The organism is Thermoanaerobacterium calidifontis, from assembly GCF_055381745.1.
Genome location: NZ_AP042436.1, coordinates 1,187,531 through 1,211,508, shown reverse-complemented (window position 1 = coordinate 1,211,508; position 23,978 = coordinate 1,187,531). Strand labels below are relative to the sequence as shown.

25 protein-coding genes, 1 tRNA gene, 1 other RNA gene and 1 other annotated feature are annotated in these 23,978 nt (G+C 33.8%); of the genes, 2 read left to right on the top strand and 25 right to left on the bottom strand.

Going from position 1 to position 23,978, the window contains the following annotated elements; translation table 11 throughout:
• Nucleotides 1-173: 173 nt before the first annotated feature.
• From ACZ42G_RS06165 to ACZ42G_RS06155, 3 genes are read right to left on the bottom strand one after another with little or no spacing between them, the layout of a single operon-like run.
• Nucleotides 174-341 carry a hypothetical protein gene (locus tag ACZ42G_RS06165; RefSeq protein WP_464851980.1) on the bottom strand — a complete coding sequence of 56 codons (168 nt, stop codon included), beginning with the start codon at nucleotides 339-341 and terminating at the stop codon, nucleotides 174-176.
• Between the two features lie 4 nt (nucleotides 342-345).
• Nucleotides 346-1,638 (bottom strand): radical SAM protein, encoded by a 1,293-nt coding sequence (locus ACZ42G_RS06160; RefSeq protein WP_464851978.1) that lies wholly within the window; start codon nucleotides 1,636-1,638, stop codon nucleotides 346-348.
• 36 nt (nucleotides 1,639-1,674) lie between these two features.
• Nucleotides 1,675-1,839 (bottom strand): hypothetical protein, encoded by a 165-nt coding sequence (locus tag ACZ42G_RS06155; RefSeq protein ID WP_464851976.1) that lies wholly within the window; start codon nucleotides 1,837-1,839, stop codon nucleotides 1,675-1,677.
• A gap of 335 nt (nucleotides 1,840-2,174) precedes the next feature.
• Between ACZ42G_RS06155 and ACZ42G_RS06150 the strand changes: the two genes are divergently transcribed.
• The gene (locus tag ACZ42G_RS06150; RefSeq protein WP_464851974.1) at nucleotides 2,175-3,386 is read left to right on the top strand and encodes a transcriptional regulator; all 1,212 of its coding nucleotides are present in this window, start codon (nucleotides 2,175-2,177) and stop codon (nucleotides 3,384-3,386) included.
• Between the two features lie 15 nt (nucleotides 3,387-3,401).
• On the opposite strand, the gene nifS is transcribed toward ACZ42G_RS06150, so the two are convergent.
• The 20 genes from nifS to tkt all read right to left on the bottom strand — a co-directional run bounded on the left by nifS (nucleotide 3,402) and on the right by tkt (nucleotide 22,616).
• Nucleotides 3,402-4,583, bottom strand: coding sequence for a cysteine desulfurase NifS (gene nifS / locus ACZ42G_RS06145; protein ID WP_464851972.1), 1,182 nt, complete (start codon nucleotides 4,581-4,583; stop codon nucleotides 3,402-3,404).
• A gap of 9 nt (nucleotides 4,584-4,592) precedes the next feature.
• Nucleotides 4,593-5,042: an RrF2 family transcriptional regulator gene (locus ACZ42G_RS06140; protein WP_013788221.1), complete on the bottom strand. Its 450-nt coding sequence runs from the start codon at nucleotides 5,040-5,042 to the stop codon at nucleotides 4,593-4,595.
• A gap of 133 nt (nucleotides 5,043-5,175) precedes the next feature.
• Complete coding sequence (locus tag ACZ42G_RS06135) at nucleotides 5,176-6,504, bottom strand: replication-associated recombination protein A (protein ID WP_274892696.1); 1,329 nt, start codon at nucleotides 6,502-6,504, stop codon at nucleotides 5,176-5,178.
• Nucleotides 6,505-7,004: 500 nt separating this feature from the next.
• Nucleotides 7,005-8,276 (bottom strand): permease, encoded by a 1,272-nt coding sequence (locus ACZ42G_RS06130; protein ID WP_464851969.1) that lies wholly within the window; start codon nucleotides 8,274-8,276, stop codon nucleotides 7,005-7,007.
• A gap of 202 nt (nucleotides 8,277-8,478) precedes the next feature.
• Entirely contained in the window at nucleotides 8,479-8,796 is a 318-nt protein-coding gene (locus ACZ42G_RS06125) for a hypothetical protein (RefSeq protein WP_464851967.1), read from the bottom strand.
• Nucleotides 8,790-10,046 (bottom strand): ATP-grasp domain-containing protein, encoded by a 1,257-nt coding sequence (locus ACZ42G_RS06120; RefSeq protein ID WP_464851965.1) that lies wholly within the window; start codon nucleotides 10,044-10,046, stop codon nucleotides 8,790-8,792. The genes ACZ42G_RS06125 and ACZ42G_RS06120 overlap by 7 nt, the downstream gene beginning before the upstream one ends.
• Before the next feature lie 20 nt (nucleotides 10,047-10,066).
• Nucleotides 10,067-11,173 (bottom strand): hypothetical protein, encoded by a 1,107-nt coding sequence (locus ACZ42G_RS06115; protein ID WP_464851964.1) that lies wholly within the window; start codon nucleotides 11,171-11,173, stop codon nucleotides 10,067-10,069.
• Nucleotides 11,118-11,732: a DUF5714 domain-containing protein gene (locus tag ACZ42G_RS06110; protein ID WP_464851962.1), complete on the bottom strand. Its 615-nt coding sequence runs from the start codon at nucleotides 11,730-11,732 to the stop codon at nucleotides 11,118-11,120. The genes ACZ42G_RS06115 and ACZ42G_RS06110 overlap by 56 nt, the downstream gene beginning before the upstream one ends.
• A complete protein-coding gene (locus tag ACZ42G_RS06105; RefSeq protein ID WP_464851960.1) occupies nucleotides 11,732-11,887 on the bottom strand; it encodes a hypothetical protein in 156 nt (51 codons plus the stop codon). The genes ACZ42G_RS06110 and ACZ42G_RS06105 overlap by 1 nt, the downstream gene beginning before the upstream one ends.
• A gap of 391 nt (nucleotides 11,888-12,278) precedes the next feature.
• Entirely contained in the window at nucleotides 12,279-12,929 is a 651-nt protein-coding gene (gene uppS, locus ACZ42G_RS06100; RefSeq protein ID WP_274892695.1) for a polyprenyl diphosphate synthase, read from the bottom strand.
• A gap of 134 nt (nucleotides 12,930-13,063) precedes the next feature.
• Complete coding sequence (gene trxA, locus ACZ42G_RS06095; protein ID WP_085113606.1) at nucleotides 13,064-13,384, bottom strand: thioredoxin; 321 nt, start codon at nucleotides 13,382-13,384, stop codon at nucleotides 13,064-13,066.
• A gap of 96 nt (nucleotides 13,385-13,480) precedes the next feature.
• On the bottom strand, nucleotides 13,481-13,753 hold the full coding sequence (locus ACZ42G_RS06090) for a metal-sensitive transcriptional regulator (protein WP_013788225.1): 273 nt from the start codon (nucleotides 13,751-13,753) through the stop codon (nucleotides 13,481-13,483).
• Nucleotides 13,754-13,824: 71 nt separating this feature from the next.
• Nucleotides 13,825-14,577 carry a tRNA threonylcarbamoyladenosine dehydratase gene (locus ACZ42G_RS06085; protein WP_464851957.1) on the bottom strand — a complete coding sequence of 251 codons (753 nt, stop codon included), beginning with the start codon at nucleotides 14,575-14,577 and terminating at the stop codon, nucleotides 13,825-13,827.
• 18 nt (nucleotides 14,578-14,595) lie between these two features.
• Nucleotides 14,596-14,775, bottom strand: a non-coding RNA gene (ssrS, locus tag ACZ42G_RS06080) — 6S RNA.
• 46 nt (nucleotides 14,776-14,821) lie between these two features.
• Entirely contained in the window at nucleotides 14,822-16,603 is a 1,782-nt protein-coding gene (gene aspS / locus ACZ42G_RS06075) for an aspartate--tRNA ligase (protein WP_274892693.1), read from the bottom strand.
• Nucleotides 16,604-16,617: 14 nt separating this feature from the next.
• The gene (hisS, locus tag ACZ42G_RS06070; protein WP_464851955.1) at nucleotides 16,618-17,871 is read right to left on the bottom strand and encodes a histidine--tRNA ligase; all 1,254 of its coding nucleotides are present in this window, start codon (nucleotides 17,869-17,871) and stop codon (nucleotides 16,618-16,620) included.
• A 66-nt stretch (nucleotides 17,872-17,937) separates the two neighbouring features.
• Nucleotides 17,938-18,137: a binding site (T-box leader), on the bottom strand.
• 64 nt (nucleotides 18,138-18,201) lie between these two features.
• The gene (locus tag ACZ42G_RS06065) at nucleotides 18,202-19,122 is read right to left on the bottom strand and encodes an RluA family pseudouridine synthase (protein ID WP_464851953.1); all 921 of its coding nucleotides are present in this window, start codon (nucleotides 19,120-19,122) and stop codon (nucleotides 18,202-18,204) included.
• Between the two features lie 33 nt (nucleotides 19,123-19,155).
• Nucleotides 19,156-19,593, bottom strand: a complete 438-nt coding sequence (lspA, locus tag ACZ42G_RS06060) for a signal peptidase II (protein WP_085113611.1) — start codon at nucleotides 19,591-19,593, stop codon at nucleotides 19,156-19,158.
• Between the two features lie 51 nt (nucleotides 19,594-19,644).
• Nucleotides 19,645-20,547 carry a TTE1925 family mutarotase gene (locus ACZ42G_RS06055; RefSeq protein WP_464851951.1) on the bottom strand — a complete coding sequence of 301 codons (903 nt, stop codon included), beginning with the start codon at nucleotides 20,545-20,547 and terminating at the stop codon, nucleotides 19,645-19,647.
• An 83-nt stretch (nucleotides 20,548-20,630) separates the two neighbouring features.
• The gene (gene tkt, locus ACZ42G_RS06050) at nucleotides 20,631-22,616 is read right to left on the bottom strand and encodes a transketolase (RefSeq protein ID WP_464851949.1); all 1,986 of its coding nucleotides are present in this window, start codon (nucleotides 22,614-22,616) and stop codon (nucleotides 20,631-20,633) included.
• A 211-nt stretch (nucleotides 22,617-22,827) separates the two neighbouring features.
• Between tkt and ACZ42G_RS06045 the strand changes: the two genes are divergently transcribed.
• Nucleotides 22,828-22,903: transfer RNA gene (locus tag ACZ42G_RS06045), tRNA-Trp, on the top strand.
• 219 nt (nucleotides 22,904-23,122) lie between these two features.
• On the opposite strand, the gene ACZ42G_RS06040 is transcribed toward ACZ42G_RS06045, so the two are convergent.
• Nucleotides 23,123-23,554 carry a DUF5615 family PIN-like protein gene (locus ACZ42G_RS06040; RefSeq protein WP_464851947.1) on the bottom strand — a complete coding sequence of 144 codons (432 nt, stop codon included), beginning with the start codon at nucleotides 23,552-23,554 and terminating at the stop codon, nucleotides 23,123-23,125.
• Nucleotides 23,535-23,978 (bottom strand): DUF433 domain-containing protein, encoded by a 444-nt coding sequence (locus ACZ42G_RS06035; RefSeq protein ID WP_464851945.1) that lies wholly within the window; start codon nucleotides 23,976-23,978, stop codon nucleotides 23,535-23,537. Before ACZ42G_RS06035 ends, ACZ42G_RS06040 begins: the two co-directional genes overlap by 20 nt.

The following is a 23,978-nucleotide window of genomic DNA, read 5'->3' as shown; positions in this document are numbered from 1 at the left end:
ATTTATTCGAGTACACTGAAAAATAGTTAATCTTTGAGTTACTACACAACATTTGATATGATTTTGGATATTATTATCTACGCATTGTATAGCAAAACTACGATTTAACACTTTTTCAGGACTCTTTCATTCCGCTTTATTCATAAAAAATAATAAAAATTGAGTCTTCTCATTTATCCTTTGTACGTAGTACACCAAGAACCACAAAAAGTACAAGGTCCACTCCCAGTACCTCCATACATCCAATCAAATGGGCAAGCATATACTGAGCACCCACAACATTCTGGTGGCGCAACAGCATCTGGTCTAACGATATTATTTGGTTTCATAATATACTCCATAATTTCACCTCCTCCCACTAATATCTTTAAATTGATGATAATCTTTAAATAATTTTAATAAATTTATTATATTATACTTTATAGTACTGCATTCATTATTATAAAATGTGTTATATGGACAACTGCTTTGACATATTGGCATAATTTCACATTTCAAGCATCTGTCTGGTAACTCCCAATTTGCCCATTCCAAAAATTCTTTTTGCTTAAATTTAATTCCATCCTTCAAATTGCCTATAGAAAATGATTTGTTGCATACTACATTCCAGCATTTATATAAATATCCCTCTGGATCTATTACAAATGAATTACTTGAAATCGAACTACATACAATGGGTTTATATAATGGATAAAAATGATCTATATTAGCTTTTTTATCAATTAAATATTTTATGAATTCTATTTCAATGTCTGCGAAATCGCTTTTGTTAAGACACATGTATTGAACTTTTTTACTTTCAGTATTTTCTACACTCGAAACTGGAGCTATATAAATATGAATCTTATCTAAAATACCTTCATCGTTCAGTATATCTAATAATTGAAATAATTGCTGATAATTGTCTTTCGAAATATTAATTCTAATGGATACATTTAAAATTTCTATTATATTTCTTAAATTTTGAAAGATAACATCAAATGTGCCTTGACCATTTTCTAACGGTCTATTAATATCATGAATCTCTCTTATTCCATCTAATGTTATCTGCACACTGCTAATTTTACATTCATCTTTTAATATCTGAGCTACACTTTTTGTCAATAAATAACCATTTGAAATTATTCCTGACTCATATATAACATTATTCTCTTCTGCAATTTTTATTAATCTTTTGGATAAATCCCTTACAATAGATAGAGTTAATAATGGCTCACCACCATACCAAGAGACTGAAATATTTTTATACCTACTTATATTTTTACTAACAAATTCAATCAATAATTTTTGTACATCATCAGACATAAATGAATTTTCGTGTATTTCATAACAATATTTACACCTGAAATTGCATTGCAATGTAGGGGCTATAGTCAAGCCTAATGAACTACTTCCATATCTCATAACTTTTTCAAAAAAATTCATATATCCAATTTCATCTTCATTATCATTAATGACAAATCCACCATTATATAAGTCTATCGACATTTTTTCGTCATAATCAGTATCATTATTCTTAATTTTTAAATATGTTTCATAATGGTCTTCATCAATTTTCGCATAAGCATTACTTAGTGAATTGTATAAATATTTGCTTCCATCAATATCAAGTTCAATTGTAAATCTTGATAGTTTCATAAATATAACCTCATTTCCTCTCTATTTAACCAGATTTCAATTTACCCTAACGCTTTTTTCAACAAGTATTCCCGGTCCTGCTTCATCGGCTACAATGTATTTTTGTGGAATTTGCTTAAATGCCATATTTTTATGAGGAATTATGAAAGTATTTGTTAATAAAATCGCTATTGTCAGGATAATTAGAATCAATTTTCTCACTTTATTCACCCCACTGAATTGATAAAATCTTTATCTTTGTTTCTATTTATGCCGTTAAACCAATCGAATTATCTTTCTGGATTTTATTATAGTATCTTTATCTTTTTTTGTAAAAGTAGTATAATATTTAAAAATAATTGTAACATTTCACCAATGTAATATACTTCTCTAATTTGCGTTTTTTCTTATACTTTTATATGTCATCAATTAAAAATTACAAAATTGTAACTAATTGTTACAAGGTGGTGTTATTGTTGGATCTCTACATAGGAAGTAAAATAAGGGCTTTGAGGCTCCAAAAGAAAATTTCTCAAAGCCAATTGTGCGATAATTTTATGAACAGGGTTGTTTTAAGCAGGATTGAGAATAATAAAGCTTTGCCTTCTTTAGAACAACTTATTCACATATCTGAAAGGCTTGAAGTACCTTTAAGTTATTTTGTTAATGATATTACATATGATGAATTAATAGAAAATGATAATATATCATCCTCTATCATCAGCGATTTATTTAATAATCAGAATTATTATGAAATAGTAAAATTAATCGAGTACAATCACGATGAATTTTTAAAAATACAAGATTTTAACAAATATTATTATGCTGGCGCGTCTTTTTTTAATATAAAACTATATAATGATGCTTTGAAATATCTAAAAAGATATGTTAATTTATTTCTTAAATCAAAGGAAGATACTCAAAAGCAGAATATAGACAATTTTTGTCAGGCTTTAAATATACTATTTAAAATAATGCTTAAAAATCATGATTATGAAAAAGGAATATGCTATTTAGAACTGGCTAAAAAATATTTATGCGAATTTGATTCTTTGAACCATTCTATCTGCTTTATTATACATAATAATCTTGCTTATCTATATCTTAATACTAACCAATTTCAAAAGGTTATAAATTTGCTGGAAAATTTTATTAATACGCATGACAATTTTATATATGTAAGAGCAATGCCTCATATTTATATGTCTTTAAACATAGCTTGCTATAATGTAGGTAATTATGATAAGTCCATTAAATACATCGAAAAGGCGATATTGTTGTTTAAGTTTTTTGAAGACGAATATGATGCTGGAAGATGTCATCTAAACTATATAAATTCTCTTCGATATAGCGGTAATTTTAATAAGGCTTTTGAAGTGGTCAATAGATGTAAAGATGAATATAAAAAATATAATAAGCTATACTTAAGCTTTTTCATTCAAGAAATGATATTATATTTTAACATCGGCAATTATGACAAAGTAATGGAGATTTCAAGTAATATAGAAGTCCACCAACTCTCTGAAATGAGTAAACACAATTATGAATTTATGATAGGCCATATAAAATATTTACAAAAATCATTTGATGATGCCTATAATTTACTTAAAAAATGTGAGAAGTATTTTTTAGCACAATACTATTATCGCGATTTATTGCTGCTTTATGATGATTTATATAACATTACAAAAGACATTTTTTATAAAGCAAAGCAAAATGAAATCATGAATAAAAATGGGAGAAAAAACATTGTGATGGTTCAGCAATGAATCCATCACACGTAATTAAACAAGTTTTTTCTCCTCTTTAACCCTTTCAAAAAGTGGCGACATCTGCCTCAATCTATCTACGATTTTAGGCAGCTTATTTATTACCGTATCGATTTCTTCTTCCGTATTTTCTTCTCCTATGGTAAGTCTCAATGAACCATGGGCTATTTCTTCTGGCAGTCCAATCGCTAATAGTACGTGTGATGGATCAATGCTTCCGGCGGTACATGCAGAACCGCTGGATACGCAGATTCCTTCCATGTCAAGGCTTAGTATAAGTGATTCGCCATCAACAAATTCGAAAGAAACATTGACATTTCCAGGAAGTCTTTTTATTGGATGTCCATTTAGGCGGGTATATGGTATTTTTAGTATCCCATCAATAAGCTTATCTCTAAGTCTTGTCAACTTCTTTATGTGCTCATCGATGTTTTTAGTGATAAGTTCTATCGCCGTTCCAAATCCCACAATTCCAGCCACGTTTTCTGTCCCTGCTCTCCTGTTTCTCTCCTGCGCACCACCTTGTAAAAGTGTATCAATTCTTAAGCCCTTTCTAATGTAAAGTGCTCCAACTCCTTTAGGCCCATATATTTTATGGGCTGACATTGACAACATATCCACATCCAATTTTTTTACATCGATAGGCACATTCCCAACAGCTTGTACTGCATCTGTATGAAACAATACACCTTTCTCATGAGACACATTTGCAAGCTCTTGGATTGGCTCTATAGTACCTATCTCATTGTTTGCATACATTATCGATGCAAGTATTGTATTGTCTTTTATGACTTTTTTCAATTCATTTGGATCTACTAATCCATACTCATCTACAGGCAAATAAGTTATTTCAAATCCTTGGCTCTCAAGGTATTGGCATGTATGCAGTATTGCATGGTGTTCTACGCTGGATGTTATTATGTGGTTACCTTTGTCTTTTAAGGCATACGCAGCACCTTTTAAAGCCCAGTTGTCTGACTCTGTACCTCCGCTTGTAAAAAAAATCTCATCTGAATTAGCGTAAATTGCATTGGCCACTTTGTCTCTGGCTTCTTCAATTGCCTTTTTAGCTTCTTGTCCATAAGAGTAAAGCGAAGAAGGATTACCAAAGCTATTGCTTAAATAAGGCATCATTGCATCTAAAACTTCTTTTTTAAGTGGAGTAGTCGCCGCATTGTCGAGATAAATCCTATTCATAAAAGCCTCCTATATATAATACATGTAAGAATTTTTCTGTATCATTTTTTTATAATCATCAACCATATCCTGTAATGTGATCGAATCAATCACTTTGTTTATAGCATCTCTAATTTTTTCTAATACAACTTTTGTCGGACATCCACCTGATCTACTGCATTCAAATGGTATATCCTCTACAACACAATCTGAAGGAGCAAGTGACCCTTCCAAAGTTCTAATGACATCCCCTACAGTAATCTTATCAGGCGGAGCAGACAACATATACCCGCCTTGCGCTCCACGTATGCTTTTTACTAAATCAGCCTTTCTTAAAACAGCAATAAGCTGTTCTAAATAATGTTCTGATAGTCCTTCATTTTCAGCTATAACCTTTAAGGATATCGGTCCCTCACCATAATACAATGCAAGCTCAAACATGGCTTGAACTCCATATCTTCCCTTTGTCGATAATCTCATATAGACCCTCCTTAATACCGACTATTCTGCTCGGATTTCTACTAAATAAAATAACATTATAAATTTATTTTGTCAATAATTTATACGAATGTAAAACTAAATTTTATTATATCCTTATAGCAAATAATTATCCTTAACCATTACCGCCATCTTTCAAAAACTTAAGCCAATCTGATATTTTCTTTTCATACCCCATTGCAGATGGACAATAATATTTTTTCCCTATTAATTCGTCTGGGAGGTATTGTTGTTTTACATAATGATTTTTAAAATCATGTGCATACTTATACCCAACACCTCGATTTAAATTTTTTGCATCTTTATAATGGGCATCTTGAAGGTGCTTTGGAACAGCACCAGTTTTTAGATTTTTAATGTCATCAAGTGCACTATCTATGCCCATTATAGCTGAATTGCTTTTAGGCGCACAGGCAACATAAATTGCAGCCTGTGCAAGTATTATTCTTCCTTCAGGCATACCGATCTGATTTACTGCTTGCATAGCAGATACGGCTATATTAAGCGCATTAGGATCTGCATTTCCAACATCCTCTGCTGCACAAATAACTATTCTCCTTGCGATAAACATGGGATCTTCTCCAGCGTATATCATCTTTGCAAGCCAATATAAAGCAGCATCAGGATCAGACCCCCTCATGCTTTTGATAAAAGCAGAAATAGTGTCATAATGATTGTCACCATTTTTGTCATACTTTAGCACTTTTCTTTGGATACACTCTTGAGCTACTTCAATGTCTATGTTAATTACTCCATTTTCATCTCTCTCTGTAGTTAAAAATGCTAATTCTATCGCGTTAAGTGCCGTCCTTGCATCACCATCAGAATATGCAATTATATGATTTAACGCATCATCTGTAATCTTGATCTTTTCATTTCCAAGTCCACGCTTTTCATCGTTTAAAGCTCGTAAAACTATTTCTCTTATATCATCATCACTAAGAGGGTATAGTTCAAATATCATAGACCTTGATACTAAAGGACGGATAACCTCAAAATAAGGATTTTCAGTTGTAGCACCAATCAAAATTATCGTCCCATCTTCAACATACGGAAGCAGTGCATCCTGCTGCGATTTATTAAATCTATGTATTTCATCAACAAATAATATGGTTCTTTTTCCATACATAGATAATCTATCTTTTGACTCATTTACTATTTTCTTTATATCTGTAACTCCTGATGTTACAGCATTTAATTTTTCAAAGCTTGATTTCGTCGTATTAGCTATTATATTTGCAAGCGTTGTCTTGCCTGTACCAGGAGGTCCGTAAAATATAAGCGATCTGACTTTATCCGCTTTTATAGCTCTATATAAAAGCTTATCATGCCCCAATATATGCTTTTGACCAACAAACTCATCAAGCGTAGTTGGCCTCATGCGATCTGCCAACGGCGCATTGTTTTTTCTAAAATTGTTTTGTGCAAATTGAAACATATCCATGATTTTCACCTTTTACAAACTTTATTCATACATCAGCATTATTATACTATACATATGTATGTATATAAAAGTGAGGAAAATAAAGTTTATGTCAATTAGTTTTAGGTAAATTTTTTTAAACTATAAATTAGAAAATTCACTTGCATAAATTGCCATAATAAACTCACATGAAAAATTTTTAATAAAAAATGTAAACAAATGTTCCTTTCGACATTGATTTTATTATTTATTTAAAAAACCTTCAAGAGAAGAACAATTATATAACCTCTTGAAGGTTTTCTTTTTACTTTCTGTTTATTTTTTAAAATGATTTGTATAAGAACATCATGGACAAATCTATGCCATTTTATATTGTGTAAATACAAGTCAATATATATTGAGTTTTTTTCTACTATGTTGACATAAATCCAGCTTACAATTCTTTCATTCTAAGAAATAATCCATCTTCTTCAAAATCCTCGAAGTAAATCTAAAACACAAAAAATAAATAGGATCAGTGATTACGTTTTTAGTAAAATCATCTCTATTATTTGGTATGTATAACCAAAAAAGATAGCACCGACTGCAATAATACCCAAGTAAAGTAAAAAGACACGCTTCGAGACAATTCCATATACAGCGGACATGGCAGGAAGTGTGGTAGTTGCCCCAGAAATCAAGAAGGCCAGAGCAGCTCCTCCACTCATATTCTTTGCAAGTAGTCCTCCAATCAAACCCAGCGCTGTAAGATTTGTGGTATAGAGAGGAACACCAAGAATTGTAGCATATAGTACAGAAAAAGGATTGCGAACTCCCAACAGGTTCTGGATCCATTCCTTAGGTACATAAAATGAAATAACCGCCTCCAAAAAATAAGCAATAAAGAGATATTTCCCAACCATCCATAGAACATCCATAAGTTCTTTCCAAAAGGCTTCCCAGGTAAATTTTTTGTTGTTCTTTTCTGAAAGAATATTGTTGCAACAAGATGATTCTGCTTCTTGTACTTTTGAGAATGAGCAACAATTAGTTTCTTGCTTTTGTACTGAAGTCAAATTTGTAATAGCAGGCAACATATTGATTTCGGAACAGCATGATGTTTTTGCTTTTTCTTGCTGTGAAAAATCTTTCTGTGGTTTTGCTGTAAAATTAATCTCAAGAAGATTCATTTCTTCATTTACAACACCTATGTTAGGTATAGCTTCTTCACAGCAGGAATTTTTGCTATTGGAGATTTGTTGTTTCTTTGCATTGGATAATTTATACGAAATTGTTTTTATCTTCCTTTTTAGATTTCGCAAAGAAAAGATGGTATGTTGTGGCTCCCTGTTGAGCTTTAGATAGTCTTTACCTATCCATCCTTTCGAAACAAAAAAGTGTGTGATTAATCCTCCACCAAGACTTAATAAGAAAGTAGCAACCAATCTTGCAATAGCAAGTGGCCAACCAAGAGATGCAACACTAAGAAAAAAGATTTCTGGATCCATTGAGGGCGAAGCAATCCAAAAAGACATTACAGCAGCAAGAGGAACACCTGCTATTAAAAAAGAAGTAATTACAGGTATAACACTACATGAACAAAATGGGCTAAATGCTCCAATAACAGTAGCAAAAAATATTGACAAAAAAACATTGTAATTTGTTAGTTTTCTTACATACTTTCCAGTGTCACTAATATTCACCCATACCGCCAAAGGAATGGTAATTAAAAGTAGCCACCAGATGTGCATAAAAGAATCCCAAATAAACTTCCCTATTCTGAGTAGTTCATAAAAAATAGTAGCTACACTCATGTTTTTTCTCCCCCTTCTTAAACATTAACTTAAAAAATCAGCAACAAATCCCTTAATACATTCTTCATTTAAATGCTTTTTATTAGAATAACCAACCACTCAATATTTTATTTTTTCATTTAACGCTGCACAACAGCGTATTTATAAGTAACATTCTCTTCAACATCTTTATTAAGAAGTATTCTGGTGGCTCTATTCCCCATTATTGACAACAACATGAACTTTTGTTCGTTTCTTCGTTATTTCCTGGATTTGTGGAAGTTCCTGTTGTCAAAAGCTGTACAATTTTTCGACCTTTCAATGCAATTACCATTGCTTCAATTTGTGCAATCTCTTCGTTAGTCAATCCTTCTTGCTTTGCTTTCATAAGACCCTCTTTTACAAGTTCTGGATTTTCTTCTGAAAGAGCAAATGTCAAAAGCACTATCGCTTTACTTTTGTTGCAAAGAGTTTGGTTCTGATAAGCTTCAGTAATAAATTCAGCAAAACTTTTTTCCAGTTGATAGATAAAATTTAACATATACATCCTCCTTTTGCTTTTGGATTTATAATAATTTGTATTTGCTCAGCCAATGCATTAACAAGCTGATCTGCCATCTCCACATCTGGGTCATAACAAATAATATGGCCTAAACGTGAAAAATTATCGACTGTTTTTGTAACATAGTCACCAGGACTAACATAAAACTCCAACTCCAAAACATGGCTATTATCTTTTATATTGTCAGGATAAAACTTCATAACTTCACCATCCATCTCACTGGCAAAAAAACGAATCGCTGCTGATCTTGCCACAATTGAATCACGAGGCATTTCCTCAAGACTGTACCCTAAAGCCAAGTAAAGTGCAATCTGACGAATATCGTAACCTGTAGTAAGATGTACAAGTCGTGGTATTTCATCACCTCCCGGACGAGCATTGACTTCTACAATCCTGGGCCCATTAGGCGTAAATTTGACTTCCGTATGTGTTACACATCTTCTAAGACCTATAGCATCTATAGCCTGCCTAACCAGATCCTCAATTTGTTGCTTTATAAGAGGCTCTAATCTAGCAGGGCTTAGATGACCAATCTCTGCAGCATAAGGGAGAGGAGTTGTCATTTTAGCAGTAATCGAATATATAACCGTTTTTTCATCATCAGTTCCAGCTTCCACACTAAATTCCGGACCTTCTAAAAACTCTTCTACTATAATGTCTGAATCAAGCTTTTCATTTACATGATTTACTTTAGTATTGGCAATAATATTAAATGCCTCTATTAGTTCAGCCTCATTTCGGCAACAAAATACGTTGCGACTTCCAGAATCATTAGAAGGCTTTACAACGACGGGATAACCAATTTCCGACGCAAACTTTTTTGCACTACAACTACAAGTCACAACTTGATACCTAACAGGTGAAATTCTTTTATCTGCTAACTTTTCCCTTGTAAGTTTCTTATTGCGGCATTTCAAGACTGCATCAAGATCGGCAGGATGTGCCAAACCAAGCAACACAGCAATCTCTTTTGTTAGAGGAACACGGTACTCATTTGTTGTAAACACAGCGCAAATATTGAACTTGTTTCGCAGTTCTTTGACTTTTTGCATCACTAATTCCTTATCATTTAATTCAATTTCTACAGGAACATCTACCATTATCAATGCATCTATATCTATTTTTCTGCTTAAAAGAATAACTTTATGCCCTAACCGATGAGCAAGGTTGACATAATAATCCAAATATTTACTAATGGAAACAAACAATACATAATTATCAGCTTGCATACTTAACCTCCTTAACCATGTTAACAACAGCTACTCTCATTAATATCCTCTTTAGTTATATTTTTTTCCTCAAAAAGTGGTTTCAACCCCTTTGTCACTTTGGGATCTCTTTTTTCAGAAATATCGCAGTCAAAAAGTCGAACATCTCCATCTGAAACTTCATTGTAAGGTGGAATACCAATAATTTGTCCCTTATAAATACAACTTGTGAGATTTTTATATGTTTTCTCACACACAGCCATACGTTGCCCACGATATAATTTATGCCCATCATCATCTACCACTTCTTTCCAAGGGCCAATATAAAAAACTGCATGCCCCTTTTCAAGACAAGGTCCTTGTTCTCCTTTGTAAGCCTCTATTAGAAAAGGTCTTATCTCAATAGTATTATGGATAAATTGAGGAATTTCTGCACGCCATTTATAACGCATTCCTATATATCCATGTAATATCAAAACCTCTTCTATCTCGTTTTCCAAGGGAATATAATGCATTTTTATATTGTTACGCATATTTAAGTCAGCACTTTTTAGTGGTTCATCGCTCAAATAAACCTTAATCAGAAGTATTCCCTTTCTTTTAAGTATTCGAAATGCTTCACTAAGCAACAAATTGACATATTCTTTCGTATAACGATTTAGCAAATCAATATACACAATATCTACACTCTCATTGTTCAAGAAAGGCTCAGCTTCTTTTTGATTTTCTATCTTTTTTTGTAAATTTATATAATCGTTAAAAGTACGCACAGGAAACATTGATAATTCTTTTACAATATATTCAGGGTTCACCCGCAGATCATATGAACTTACTAAAACAAGTTCAGAATTACAAAAACCAATTTCCTTTTGAACTGCTTCTAAATCCTCTTCTACTCTTACCTTTTCATCCTGATTTTCTGTCACAATGATAACTTTACCCGCCTTTCCTACCGTTAAAACAATATCTTTCACAAATTTAATACCACTGCATCCCATTAACAAAACTTTTTCTTTACCTTGAAAGCTTTCTAAAGGAAAATAATAAAAACGTTCTTCACTTCCTAACACTTTTGCCAAATCTAAATTACTGTTATGTTTTAGCGCACTTTTGATCATCTTCTGTAACATTTCTCCAACATTCTCCATTTTCACACCTCCCATTTTTACTTAAGTGGTTTTTCCAAAAAAGACATTTTTCCTTTTTGCAATTCGGTTGCACTCTACTTGCCCAGCAATTTTTTATTTCTATTCTTCGCGCAGGAAAATCAATCCCGAGCGCATCCTTTACATACTTTACTCCAACTTCCAAAACCACACGCACAGAACATATACAGCACCTTGGTCCACCTTGTAATGCCACCATTTTCAATCCTTCAGCAGTAGCTTCATTTGCCATACTACGTGACTTATCTGTCATAGGTGTAGCTTTTGTTAATATACTAACAGCAACACCCAATCCGACTGCAGCTCCACATGTACCGTAATACCCACACCACCCACCTGGAATTTGAGAAGCCCGCATCATTCCTTCAAAAACATCTTCAAACGTCACCAAATTCAAATTCTTTAAAGCCAACAAAAAAGCTACTGCAACGACAACATGCGGAGAATTACCAGCATAGCCACATTCAATTAAAAGTTTTTCTCCAATATCACAGGGATTTTGGCAATCAATCTCGGGTACCTTTTGAAAAATTTTAGCCATCACAGTTTCGGTTGCACAAGCATTACAAAGATAATGCTCTTTTTCACAAACAATACACGCCCTCTCTTTTTTCCACATTTAGCGCACTTGACAATTATGCTTTCGTCACGATGTTCAAGGTTAGCACCACACACGAGGCATTTTCCAGTAATCATTGAGTTTTTCCTCCTAATTACTTTTTCTTTGTTAATTTATTCCATTTTCCTGAAAGAAAATCCCCAAGCATGATAAAAATTGTTTGTCTTATTAGCGCAACAAAACAGTAGTTCCATATTCCTATTCCTTAAGGCTATTGATAATTGATGTTTTTAAAGATTCGGATGTGTACTTCAATAAAGTGTTTAACGCTATGATACCTTTTCTAAATTAACTTGCCGTAAATCGTATTACTGTATTTTATAGCAACTAAGTACTTATTTGATAATATTTTAACTTTTTTCTTTTTCCTGTCAAGTAGCTGTTGGTAATTTTTTCTTAAAATTGTATTTGTATTACAAAAATTATACTTTTAGCAAAAATAAAAAATGCCACCTTTAATGATGACATTTATCCACCAAGTGTAATATCTTGTTTTGAATACCATTCAAGGGCATCGTAAAAATGTTGAGGCTTAAAATCCGGCCAATAATCATCAATTACATAAAAATCAGAATATATCGACTGGACAGGCAAAAATCCGCTTAACCTCCTTCTGCCACCCCACCTTATGATTAAATCTATTCGCGATACTTCTTTTGATGAAATTAGATCTAATATATCGCTTTTTTCTCCACTGCTTAAAGCCTTCAATGCATTATTCAAGTCCCACTGCCATCCATAATTAACAAGAAAATTAACCTTCATTTTTCCACTACCAATCTTCTTTCGTTTACAATATGGCAGCAATTCTTGCGGAAACATGGGAGAATTATAGTTTCCTATGACCAAAAGATCTGCATCTTCTTTTTCAAGCATTTTAACAGCATCAATACACGCTTTTTTAAATGCTTCTGTTTGAACAGATGGTCGCTTTGTGTTATCCTGCGTAAATCCATAGAAAGTTAATTCTTTAACGCCAATCTCTCTGCACATCTTATACAATGTTATTCCCGGTTCTAAACCGAATGAATATCCAGCTTCTTTAGGCATATTTCTATTTTGTGCCCAACGCCTATTTCCATCAGGAATAATACCAATATGATTAGGAATTCGATACATTTTGTCCTCCTTTCTTTGCTTTGATATATACAGTTTTTCCAATTTAATATCTATTATACTCTAAGGAATAAATGTTTTTAATTAAAAAAAAACTGTTATGCTATAAAAGCGATAACAGTTTTTCCCCTTTTATATTATAAATTTCTGTTTATAAAATCTTCAAAATCAGATTTTGGCCTTGCTCCTATGATTTTATCCACCATTTTGCCACCTTTGAAAAGTCCTATAGTAGGTATGCTCATGATCCTAAATTGCATAGCAAGCTCGTTTTCTTCATCAACATTGATTTTGCCAACTTTCACTTTCCCTTCATAATCTTCAGCTAACTCTTCTATTATAGGCGATACCATTCTGCAAGGTCCACACCATTCTGCCCAAAAATCTACCAAAACAGGTATATTCGAATTAACTACCTCTTCCTGAAAATTGTCCTTTGTTATTGTAACTTCAGCCATTTTTCTACCTCCTAATTATATTTTAAAAATTCTTTAATTATTAGCTTTTTCTTTTAGATTTATTTTATCCAATAAATAAACCTAAAAATCTTTAAGTCATTTCATAAATTTCATAAATGTCTCAACAAGCTCGTCAATCATGTCATCCTGCTTTTCAGTATTTATAGCATCCTTCACGCACCCAAGAGTATGACTTTTAAGCAATATTTTACCTACACTATTTATTGCAGATCTTACAGCAGCAACCTGTATAAGGACATCCACACAGTATATGTCTTTTTCTATCATTTTCTGTATTCCCTTTATTTGTCCCTCTATTTTTTTTAGCCTTCTTAGCAAATCGTCTTTTTCATCTTGATATGAATTCATAATTACCTCCCATACCCCTATTAGGTACAAATTTAGTATAATCTTTCCGCGAAAATTTGTCAACATATTTTTCACTTGTACCCAAGTATATCCTTTATGACTTCACCAGCCAATATAAATCCTGCTACAGGTGGTACAAAAGATACACTACCTGGTATCTGCCTTCTTTTGACACAAGTTCTTTCTTTATTTGTGCATATACACTGTTCTTTACAAGTTTCCACATTCAAAAGAGGTTTTATGGGCTTTTCTTTAGAATAAACAACTTTTAGCGATCTTATACCGCGTTTTCTAAGCTCATACCTCATAACTTTTGCAAGAGGACATATACTCGTATCGTATATATCAGCCACCTCAAATTTTGTAGGATCTAGTTTATTTGCTGCACCCATGCAGCTTATAATCGGTATGCCCATCTCATTGCATTTTACTACAAGATCTATCTTTGACGATACTGTATCAATAGCGTCTACTACATAATCGTAATCCCGAGACAATAAGGTACTACTATTCTCACTGCTATAAAAGGTTTGATGTGATATAACTTCAAGTTTAGGATTTATCTCTAAAAGTCTTTCTTTCATTACTTCAACTTTTGGTTTGCCAACTGTTTTTCTTGTAGCATGTATTTGTCTATTTATGTTAGTTAAGCAGACTGTGTCATCGTCTACTATTACCAACTTTCCAATGCCACTTCGTGCTAAAGCTTCTGCTGTGTACGATCCTACACCGCCCATCCCAAAAACAGCGACAGTAGATCTTTTTAATTTATCTAAATTATCTTTTCCTATTAATAGTTCCGTTCTCGAAAAAGCGTGTAACAATGCTGATTCCTCCAATAAAAAATCCCCATAGTGCCGTTAAGTCGGTGGTTTTGAACCTGCTCTCGCAGGTGGGTGCCCTCCTGATAACTTCATATGTCCATTCGAAGATGGCTTATATTCCATTACCAGAGCCCAGGCTCCCTTTTTATAGGTGTTGGCTCAAAACATTACCGCATTTCACGCACACCATAGGGTTTCTAAAAATATATTAGCACATTTTTAAGGATTTTTCAAGGTTAAACGTTTATAGATCAACCTTTATGTGCAATTCATCTAACTGTTCTTTCGAAACTTCAGATGGCGCATCTGACATAAGATCGCATGCATTCTGGGTCTTTGGAAATGCGATAACATCTCTTATATTATCTGTACCCGTAAGTATCATTGTCAATCTGTCAAGCCCATATGCAATGCCACCATGTGGCGGTGCTCCATATTTAAAAGCATTCAGCAAAAACCCAAATCGCGCCTCTGCATCTTCATCGGTAAAACCAAGCACTTTAAACATCTTCTTCTGCAATTCCGTATCATGTATCCTAATACTGCCACCACCTATTTCCATACCATTTAGAACTATGTCATACGCTTTTGCTCTTACCTGTCCCGGATTCTTGTCAAGCATTTCTATATCTTCATCTTTTGGAGCAGTAAACGGGTGGTGCATCGCAACATATCTTTTTTCTTCTTCGCTGTATTCCAACAATGGAAAATCGACAACCCACAAAAATTCGTATTTGTTCTCGTCAATGAGATTGTATCTTCTCCCCATTTCCAATCTCAAATGACCTAAAGCATCATAAACTATCATATTGTTTCTGTCAGCTACTATTAATATCAAATCGCCTTTTTCTGCTTCCATCACATTTAAGACCTGTGCCAACTCATCCTCTTTTAAAAATTTCAAGATTTGGGATTTTGGACCATCATCTGACATCTGTATCCATACAAGTCCTTTAGCTTTATATGTTTTTACATATTCTACAAGCTCATCTAATTGTCTTCTAGGAATAGATGCTGCACCTTTCACATTTATTGCCCTTACAGAACCACCATTTTCTATTGCATCTCTAAAAACTTTAAATTCAGAGTCTGCAAATATTGATGAAAGATTTTTCAACTCCATTCCAAATCTTAAATCAGGCTTGTCAGAGCCAAACCTGTCCATTGCTTCCTGCCAAGAAATTCTCCTAAAAGGAACTTCCAAGTCGATATTCAAAATTTCCTTAAATATTTTAGCTATCATACGCTCATTTATGGATATGACATCATCTTCATCGACAAACGACATCTCTATATCGATCTGCGTAAACTCAGGCTGCCTATCTGCCCTTAAATCCTCATCTCTTAAGCATTTCGCAATCTGATAGTACCTATCAAAGCCTGATATCATTAAAAGCTGTTTAAATATCTGTGGCGATTGGGGCAAGGCATAAAATTTGCCAGGTTGTACCCTACTTGGAACAAGATAATCTCTAGCTCCTTCTGGAGTGCTTTTTATGAGAAGCGGCGTTTCTATGTCTATAAAGCCGTTTTTATCCAAAAAGTCTCTCACAATTCTCGTTATCTTGTATCTTGTAAGCAAAATCTTCTGCATTGATGGTCTTCTTAAATCCAAATATCTGTACTTTAATCTAATCGCCTCAGACACATTATTTCTATCCTCCACCATGAATGGTGGTGTCTCAGCTTTGCTTAAAATTTTAAATTCGCTTACGTAAATCTCTATGTTTCCTGTCTCAAGATTTGGATTCACATTTTCTTCAGTTCTCTTTACAACTTTACCTGATGCAGCCAAAACATACTCATTTCTCACATGCTGAGCTTTATCAAATGCTTCCTTTGAAAGCTGCTCACTAAAAACAATCTGTATAAGCCCGGTCCTATCCCGCAATTCTAAAAATATGAGTCCTCCAAGATCTCTTCTTCTCTGAACCCATCCCATCACAACGACATTTTTCCCAACATCGTTAATTGTAAGTTCTCCGCACATATGTGTTCTTTTCATGCCTGCCAATTGCTCTCCCATCAATATACCTCCATCTATTCTGATATTTCATCATAAATTTTATCAAGCTCAATTGCGCTTTCTTCTCCAGTGTCCATGTTTTTCAGTTTCACCTTATTGTTCTTAAGTTCGTCTTCACCTAAAATTATCGTATACCTTACATTTAGTTTATTAGCGTATTTCATCTGTGCTTTAAGACTTCTTCCCATATTGTCAATCTCAACTGAAATTCCCAAACTCCTAAGTTTTGTAGCCATAGAAAACGCATATTTCTTTGCTTCATTTCCGATTGTGCATATGAAAAGATCTGGACGCTTTGGAGCGGGTATTTCAATGCCGCTGTTTTCAAGCGTCAGCAACAAACGTTCAAGTCCCAATCCAAACCCTACACCAGGTACAGAAGGACCTCCACATTCTTCTACTAAACCATCGTATCTTCCTCCACCACAAACAGTACCTTGTGCACCTATGTCGTTTGATATTATTTCAAAAGCTGTCTTAGTATAATAGTCAAGTCCTCTAACTATCTTAGGATTAATGACAAAGTTAAATCCCGCTTCTTTTAAATAAGATTGAAGACTTTCAAAGTGGTCTTTGCAATCATCACAAAGATAATTAAGCATTAACGGCGCATCTTTCAATATTCTTTTACAACTCTCAACTTTGCAATCAAGAACTCTCATGGGATTTATCTTATATCTTTCTTTGCAATCATCGCATAAATTTTCGATATTCTCTCCTAAAAATTCTTTCAATGCTTTGTTATATTCCCTTCTGCAGTTAGGACATCCAATACTGTTGATATTTAGCTCCAAATTTTTAAGTCCCAATTTATTGAGTAAAGTCATAGCAACACTGATTACTTCAGCATCAGCCAATGCATCATGTGAACCAAACATTTCTATGCCAAATTGATGGTGTTCCCTAAGCCTACCTGATTGAGGTCTTTCATATCTATATACGGGTGTTATGTAGTAAATCTTAACTGGCATCGTTTCTGCGTATAAATTGTGTTCAACAAATGCTCTTACAGCAGGTGACGTCCCCTCAGGCTTTAAGGTAATACTTCTACCACTCTTGTCATTAAAAGTGTACATTTCCTTTCTGACAATATCAGTTGACTCGCCAACACCTCTTAAAAATAGTTCAGTATGCTCAAACCCAGGCGTCCTGATTTCTTTGAATCCAAAATCTGCACATATTTCTCTTATCATATTTTCTAAATACTGCCATTTATATGCTTCTGATGGAAGTACATCTTTTGTCCCTCTAGGCGCTTTTGTAAGCATAAAATCAACTCCTCTTTATACTTAAGTATTATATAATATAAAATTCTCTCAATCCCGCAAATAAATTGCAGGGACGAGAGAATTTCCCGTGGTGCCACCCTGATTACAACTCTTTCCTTTAACGCAGGTTTACGTATTTGGCCTACATATCGACCAATATGCTAATAGGCGTCTTTCACAAAAGCAGTGATATAAAGATACTCTCAGTCACGGTATCTTCTCCCTTGTATATGTACTTTTGCTACTCTCCTACTCATCGCATTATACTATATCAAGCTATTTATTTGATATTATAACTTTAATATATTGACGTGTCAAGCCAGAAAAGAACTACTGCTTTTCTTTTAATACTTTCATTAACTTTTCAAAATATTCAGGAACCGGCGCCTCAAATTCCATATAAACTTTCTTAGACGGATGCACTAAGCCTAAAAGCTTTGAATGTAGTGCCTGACCTGAAAGATTAAATCTCTGTTTTTTATATCCGTAAACTTCATCACCTACAATTGGATGCCCAATATATGCCATATGAACTCTAATCTGATGAGTGCGACCGGTTTTTATTACCGCTTCTACAAGAGAATTATTTTTATACCTTTCGAGAACTCTGTATAATGTTAAAGCATAACGTCCATCTTTTACAACAGCCATCTTTTTTCTCTCAATATGATCTCTTCCTATTGGAGCCTCTACAGCTCCTTCATCGCTTTTAATTACTCCCTCAACGATCGCTAAATATTTCTTTAAAATAGTCCTGTTTTTTATTTGATTTGAAAGCTCAAGATGAGCTTTGTCATTTTTAGCAACAACCATTACGCCAGAAGTATCTTTATCAAGCCTATGGACAATCCCCGGCCTCAATTCTCCATTTATGCCTGACAAATTAGTGCAATGGTATAAAAGCGCATTGACAAGTGTACCACTTAAATTACCAGGAGCAGGGTGAACCACCATACCTTGAGGCTTATTCACAACAATTATATCATCATCTTCGTAAATAATATCAAGAGGAATGTTTTCTGGTTTTAAGTCTATTTCTTCTGCCTCAGGTATATTTATGTCTATCACATCGCCTTCTTTTACCTTGTAATTAGGCTTTACTGATTTACCATTAACTTTAACAAGTTCATCTAATATCAACTTCTTTAAATATGATCTTGTAAAATCTACTTCTGAAGCTAAAAAAGAGTCTATTCTTTTATCTACATCGTCTTTTTCAGCAATTATATTAACAATATTAGCTATGTTCATGAATTACAACCCTTCCAGGCATATAACCTACTATTATTGACTTTCTTTTTTAAATATTAAAGTATAGCACAACAATATAGCGCCTACTACTATCATGGAATCAGCTAAATTAAAGACTGCTGGAAAAAATCTAAAATCAATGAAATCTACAACATATCCTAATCTGACTCTATCGATTAAATTTCCGATGGCTCCACCGAGAATCATAGATAAAGTAAACTTATAAAATGTACTGCTGGGTACATTTACAATTGAATACACCAATATTGTCCCAACAATAACAGTTATTATTATAAAAAATACTGTCTTATTTTGCAATATTCCAAAAGCAGCACCTTTATTTTCAACGTACGTAAAGTTAAATACATTGTCTATTATAGGAAAAGTCCCAATGGGTTTTAAATACCTCACTACAAAGTATTTTGAAATTTGGTCAATTACAATAGCTAATATGACAGTAATTAGTTCCAATTCTATCCTCCTAAAAAAGCTTTAATTAGGGCTTTTACAAGCCCTAATTAATTACTTTATATATTGTGACAACAATTCTTCTATTTCATCTTCGTTTATAGATGGTCTTTTTACATTGTCATATAATAACCATTCTTCTGTATGGATTGTGGAATCGCCAGGTTCTAATTTTACCATAGGACCTAAAGACTCCATTTCCATCATCCAATCTGTCGTATATGTTTCGTAAGAAGCGTTGTAATCCGGATAAACCGCATTTTCATCATGTTTAAATTTCTTTATAAAAAGATGTCCATGATTAAAGTACGCTGCCCATCCTTTTTCATTTTGAATTCCAAATTTAAATGGTTCTTTTTTATTAGGGTCTTGCTCAAAAATTATATATTTGTCTCCAAAGTGTATTCTGTGATCTTTCATGTGGGAGTAAGGCCACAATACTAAAGCTCTATTTGGCAAAAGTCCAGTGTCTTTCATAGGTTGCTCAACGATTTGAAGCCCCCCTGTCGCCATGACAGATATAGCCCATGGTGAAAGCTCCACCACCCAAGCACCTTTATTTGTAAGCGTATGCTTAACATTTACAACAGGTTTATCTGGTTCTAAAGTTACTTCAATTTCCTTTTTTATGTAGGCATAATCATTAGGCTCTTGAATAAGCTTAATGCCATTTTCTATTTCTTCGTACTTTATTGGAAAATTATCAAGTGTATAAGTTCTTGGCATGGCTTCAGGGCTGTGCCACAATCTGTGACCACCATAACTTCTCCAAATGTCTTCACCTTTTTTACCTGCATCTTCTGCATTAATGCTGAATTCATTTTCTTGTCCTACAAATCCAAATCTCATTATCCTTGGACCTATTTCCGTTGTGGCTATAAAATCAACCACCCCATTAGAAACTTCAATGCAATTATTCCAACCCGAAAATGAAACCTTCTTAATCGTAACACTCATGATATCATTCCTTTCTTAATAAAACATACTTGTATGATTCCTAAAAATTTTTGAATAAGAGTGCGATAAAGCACTCTTATTCATCATTTTAATAGCTCTAATGCCTTGTTGACGACATTTTCAACAGTGAATCCAAATTCTCTAAAGAGTATATCACCAGGCGCAGATGCTCCAAAATGATCAAGACCAATTACACAGCCGTCAAGGCCAACGTATTTATACCAGCTCATAGTACTTGCAGCCTCTACTGCAATTCTGGCTCTCACATCATCAGGAAGCACCGTTTTTTTGTATTCATCTGGTTGCATATCAAATATCTCCATCGAAGGCATGCTTACTACCCTCGCCTTAATCCCCTTCTCTTTAAGCACTTTGTATGCCTCATAAATCAAACTAACCTCTGAACCACTGGCCAATAAAATCACATCTGGATTTCCATCTTCTGCATCACACAATACATATCCACCTTTTAAAGCATCTTTTGATGTCTCATCGTAAACAGGAAGATTTTGCCTTGTCAATATCAATGCTGTTGGACCGTCTTTTTTGTTAAGAGCGTAGCACCATGCAGCAGAAACTTCTTTTGAATCTGCAGGCCTTATAACAGTCAAGTTTGGAATGCTTCTTAACATCGGTAAATGTTCTATCGGTTCGTGTGTTGGGCCATCCTCACCAACACCAATGCTATCATGAGTAAACACATAAATTACAGGAAGCTTCATCAACGCAGATAACCTTACAGCGCCTTTCATATAATCGCTGAATACGAGAAATGTAGATACATAAGGTATAATGCCGCCATAAGCAGCCATTCCATTCGCAATCGCTGCCATTGCATGTTCTCTAACGCCAAAGTGGAAATTAGAACCACCTCTGTTTTCGCTGCTATAGTCGCCTCTATCTTTTGTGTAAGTCTTTGTAGATGGCGCGAGATCAGCAGAACCACCAATCAGATTTGGGACAAGCTTAACCAAATAATTCAAAACGTCTCCAGATGAAGACCTTGTAGCTGTCTTTACTTTAAAATTCCAAAGACCTTCATCAGCGACTAAATCAACCGGCAATTTCTCACTATGCCATTTATCCCATTCTTCTGCTAATTCTGGATATTCTTTTCTGTAATTTTCAAACATTCTATTCCATTTTTCTTCTTCTTTATTTAATTCTTCTATGATATTTTCAAAATGCTTACGCACTTCATCTGGAACATAAAATTCCTCGTCGTACCCCCATCCCAAAAACTTTTTAGTTGCCTCTACGTTTTTATCTCCCAGTGGTTCTCCATGTGCTGAAGCTTTTCCTTGTTTCTCTGGGCAGCCGTATCCAATCACAGTCTTTACTATGATAAGTGACGGCCTTTCTTTGTCTGCCTTTGCTTCTTCAATAGCTTTTCCTATCTTTTCTACGTCATTACCATCATCTACTTTTATAACTTGCCAACCATAAGCCTCAAATCTTTTACCAACATCTTCTGTAAATGCAATATCAGTGCCACCTTCTATGGAAATATTATTTGAATCATACAATGCTATCAGTTTACCAAGTTTTAGTGTTCCAGCTAAAGAACATGCTTCAGAAGAAATGCCCTCCATGAGGCATCCATCGCCAACGATAGCGTATGTATAATTATCCACTATGTCATACCCTGGACGGTTAAATTTGCTTGCCATGTAAGTCTCAGCAATTGCCATACCAACAGCGTTTGAAATACCTTGTCCCAATGGGCCTGTAGTGATTTCAACACCTGGTGTATGTCCGTATTCTGGATGCCCTGGAGTCAAACTTTGCCATTGCCTAAAATTCTTAAGATCTTCTATTGTAAGTCCATAGCCAAAAAGATGCAGCAACGAATATAAAAGTGCAGAACCATGTCCAGCAGATAGTATAAATCTATCTCTCCCAGCCCATTTAGGATTCTTTGGACTGTGCTTTAAATATTTGGCCCACAATGTATACGCCATTGGAGCAGAACCCATTGGCATACCTGGATGTCCGGAGTTAGCCTTTTGCACCTGTTCGATTGAAAGTATACGTATAGTATTAATTGCTAATTCATCAATCCTGTTCATACTTAACTCTCCTTTGCTTTTTAATTACCATTAATATTATAACATTGGATAAATCGTAATAAAAGAATTTAACTTAAAATTCGAGCAAGTTACGAATTATTTTTATATTTTGCACACTTTTTTTGTTGAGTTTTATGACAGAATAACAACGAAATAAATGCACTTAGTTATTGACTAGATAAATATACTATGATATAATAAATTTCGTCGCAGGGGAGTAGCTCAATTGGTAGAGCGGCGGTCTCCAAAACCGTAGGTTGCGAGTTCGATTCTTGTCTCCCCTGCCATTTTTATGCCTAAAATCAAGCATTTTTAGGCTGGATATAAATAACAATATTAGCTTATATGCAAAGTTGGGAACATTTTGGGGACAAAATTGAGCAAAAAAACAATTATAAACCTCGAAAAATCAAATTCTCACAAAAAAATACTTAATTTTGGTCTATACAAAAAAATTATTATAAAAAATAAAGCACCCATTTTAGAGTGCTTATTGCTTATATTCTTTATGCTTGAAAGTATTTAGCATAGACCTGCTTATAATTTATCTTATGTGGATAATACTGCTCATATATAATATCACCTAAATTATTTTGTTTTATAATAAATATGGTATTTTCTATATTCTTATTAAACTTACATAATTCATCTATTTTCCTACTCAACTCGCATGAATTTCTTACAGTAATCTGAATTTTAGTCCATATGATTCCATAATGTTTTTCATAAATTCTTTTATGATTTGGAGGAACCAATATTACATAATGCTTACCATTGATTGTTATTAAAGCTCTACCTTCTTTGTACGCTAATCCTAAAACTTCTTCATCTTTTAAACCAAATAATCTTAGTGTTATTATCGTCTTAACATCATGCCCATATTCCTGCAAGAACTCTCCAACTTTAGGAGTAATATTTTCATCCAATAGGAATTTCATTTTCGTCCTCCTGATATGGATAATCTAACAGATCCACAACAAAGTCCAAAGCGCTTTGAACATCTTCCTCGTTTAATAAATACTCATTACATATTTCTTGAATTGACATATTATCTTTGAAGCACGATAATATTAATGAAACAGGTATCCTCCTGCCATTTATAGAAGGCATGCCAGCTAATATATCATCATCTACAACTATCCTATTATGCCTTTTCGCCGTTACTTTAAGATAGGATTTAATGTTCATATTATACACCTTGGGAATGCTTAAATTAATACCATGCTTATATCTTGGTATAAAATCATCTTCCCTATTGCAATTATACTCACTTTTTTCTACATTTATTCCTTCGTAATAATATATATCAAAATTACTGTAGTATTCCAATCTTTTGTTTGCGTTTTTTGTTTCATATATCAT

Coding starts and splice junctions, on each gene's coding strand:
- ACZ42G_RS06040 (WP_464851947.1), bottom strand. CDS start 23,554: ATGAAATTCCTATTGGATGAAAATATTACTCCTAAAGTTGGAGAGTTC.
- uppS (WP_274892695.1), bottom strand. CDS start 12,929: ATGTATCGAATTCCTAATCATATTGGTATTATTCCTGATGGAAATAGG.
- ACZ42G_RS06140 (WP_013788221.1), bottom strand. CDS start 5,042: ATGAGATTATCGACAAAGGGAAGATATGGAGTTCAAGCCATGTTTGAG.
- ACZ42G_RS06135 (WP_274892696.1), bottom strand. CDS start 6,504: ATGGATATGTTTCAATTTGCACAAAACAATTTTAGAAAAAACAATGCG.
- ACZ42G_RS06055 (WP_464851951.1), bottom strand. CDS start 20,547: ATGAGTGTTACGATTAAGAAGGTTTCATTTTCGGGTTGGAATAATTGC.
- trxA (WP_085113606.1), bottom strand. CDS start 13,384: ATGGCTGAAGTTACAATAACAAAGGACAATTTTCAGGAAGAGGTAGTT.
- ACZ42G_RS06150 (WP_464851974.1), top strand. CDS start 2,175: ATGAACAGGGTTGTTTTAAGCAGGATTGAGAATAATAAAGCTTTGCCT.
- ACZ42G_RS06125 (WP_464851967.1), bottom strand. CDS start 8,796: ATGTTAAATTTTATCTATCAACTGGAAAAAAGTTTTGCTGAATTTATT.
- nifS (WP_464851972.1), bottom strand. CDS start 4,583: ATGAATAGGATTTATCTCGACAATGCGGCGACTACTCCACTTAAAAAA.
- ACZ42G_RS06105 (WP_464851960.1), bottom strand. CDS start 11,887: ATGATTACTGGAAAATGCCTCGTGTGTGGTGCTAACCTTGAACATCGT.
- ACZ42G_RS06130 (WP_464851969.1), bottom strand. CDS start 8,276: ATGAGTGTAGCTACTATTTTTTATGAACTACTCAGAATAGGGAAGTTT.
- ACZ42G_RS06165 (WP_464851980.1), bottom strand. CDS start 341: ATGGAGTATATTATGAAACCAAATAATATCGTTAGACCAGATGCTGTT.
- ACZ42G_RS06090 (WP_013788225.1), bottom strand. CDS start 13,753: ATGAATTCATATCAAGATGAAAAAGACGATTTGCTAAGAAGGCTAAAA.
- aspS (WP_274892693.1), bottom strand. CDS start 16,603: ATGGGAGAGCAATTGGCAGGCATGAAAAGAACACATATGTGCGGAGAA.
- hisS (WP_464851955.1), bottom strand. CDS start 17,871: ATGCTTACAAAAGCGCCTAGAGGGACAAAAGATGTACTTCCATCAGAA.
- ACZ42G_RS06110 (WP_464851962.1), bottom strand. CDS start 11,732: ATGGCTAAAATTTTTCAAAAGGTACCCGAGATTGATTGCCAAAATCCC.
- ACZ42G_RS06115 (WP_464851964.1), bottom strand. CDS start 11,173: ATGGAGAATGTTGGAGAAATGTTACAGAAGATGATCAAAAGTGCGCTA.
- ACZ42G_RS06065 (WP_464851953.1), bottom strand. CDS start 19,122: ATGAACATAGCTAATATTGTTAATATAATTGCTGAAAAAGACGATGTA.
- ACZ42G_RS06120 (WP_464851965.1), bottom strand. CDS start 10,046: ATGCAAGCTGATAATTATGTATTGTTTGTTTCCATTAGTAAATATTTG.
- tkt (WP_464851949.1), bottom strand. CDS start 22,616: ATGAACAGGATTGATGAATTAGCAATTAATACTATACGTATACTTTCA.
- ACZ42G_RS06160 (WP_464851978.1), bottom strand. CDS start 1,638: ATGAAACTATCAAGATTTACAATTGAACTTGATATTGATGGAAGCAAA.
- ACZ42G_RS06035 (WP_464851945.1), bottom strand. CDS start 23,978: ATGATATATGAAACAAAAAACGCAAACAAAAGATTGGAATACTACAGT.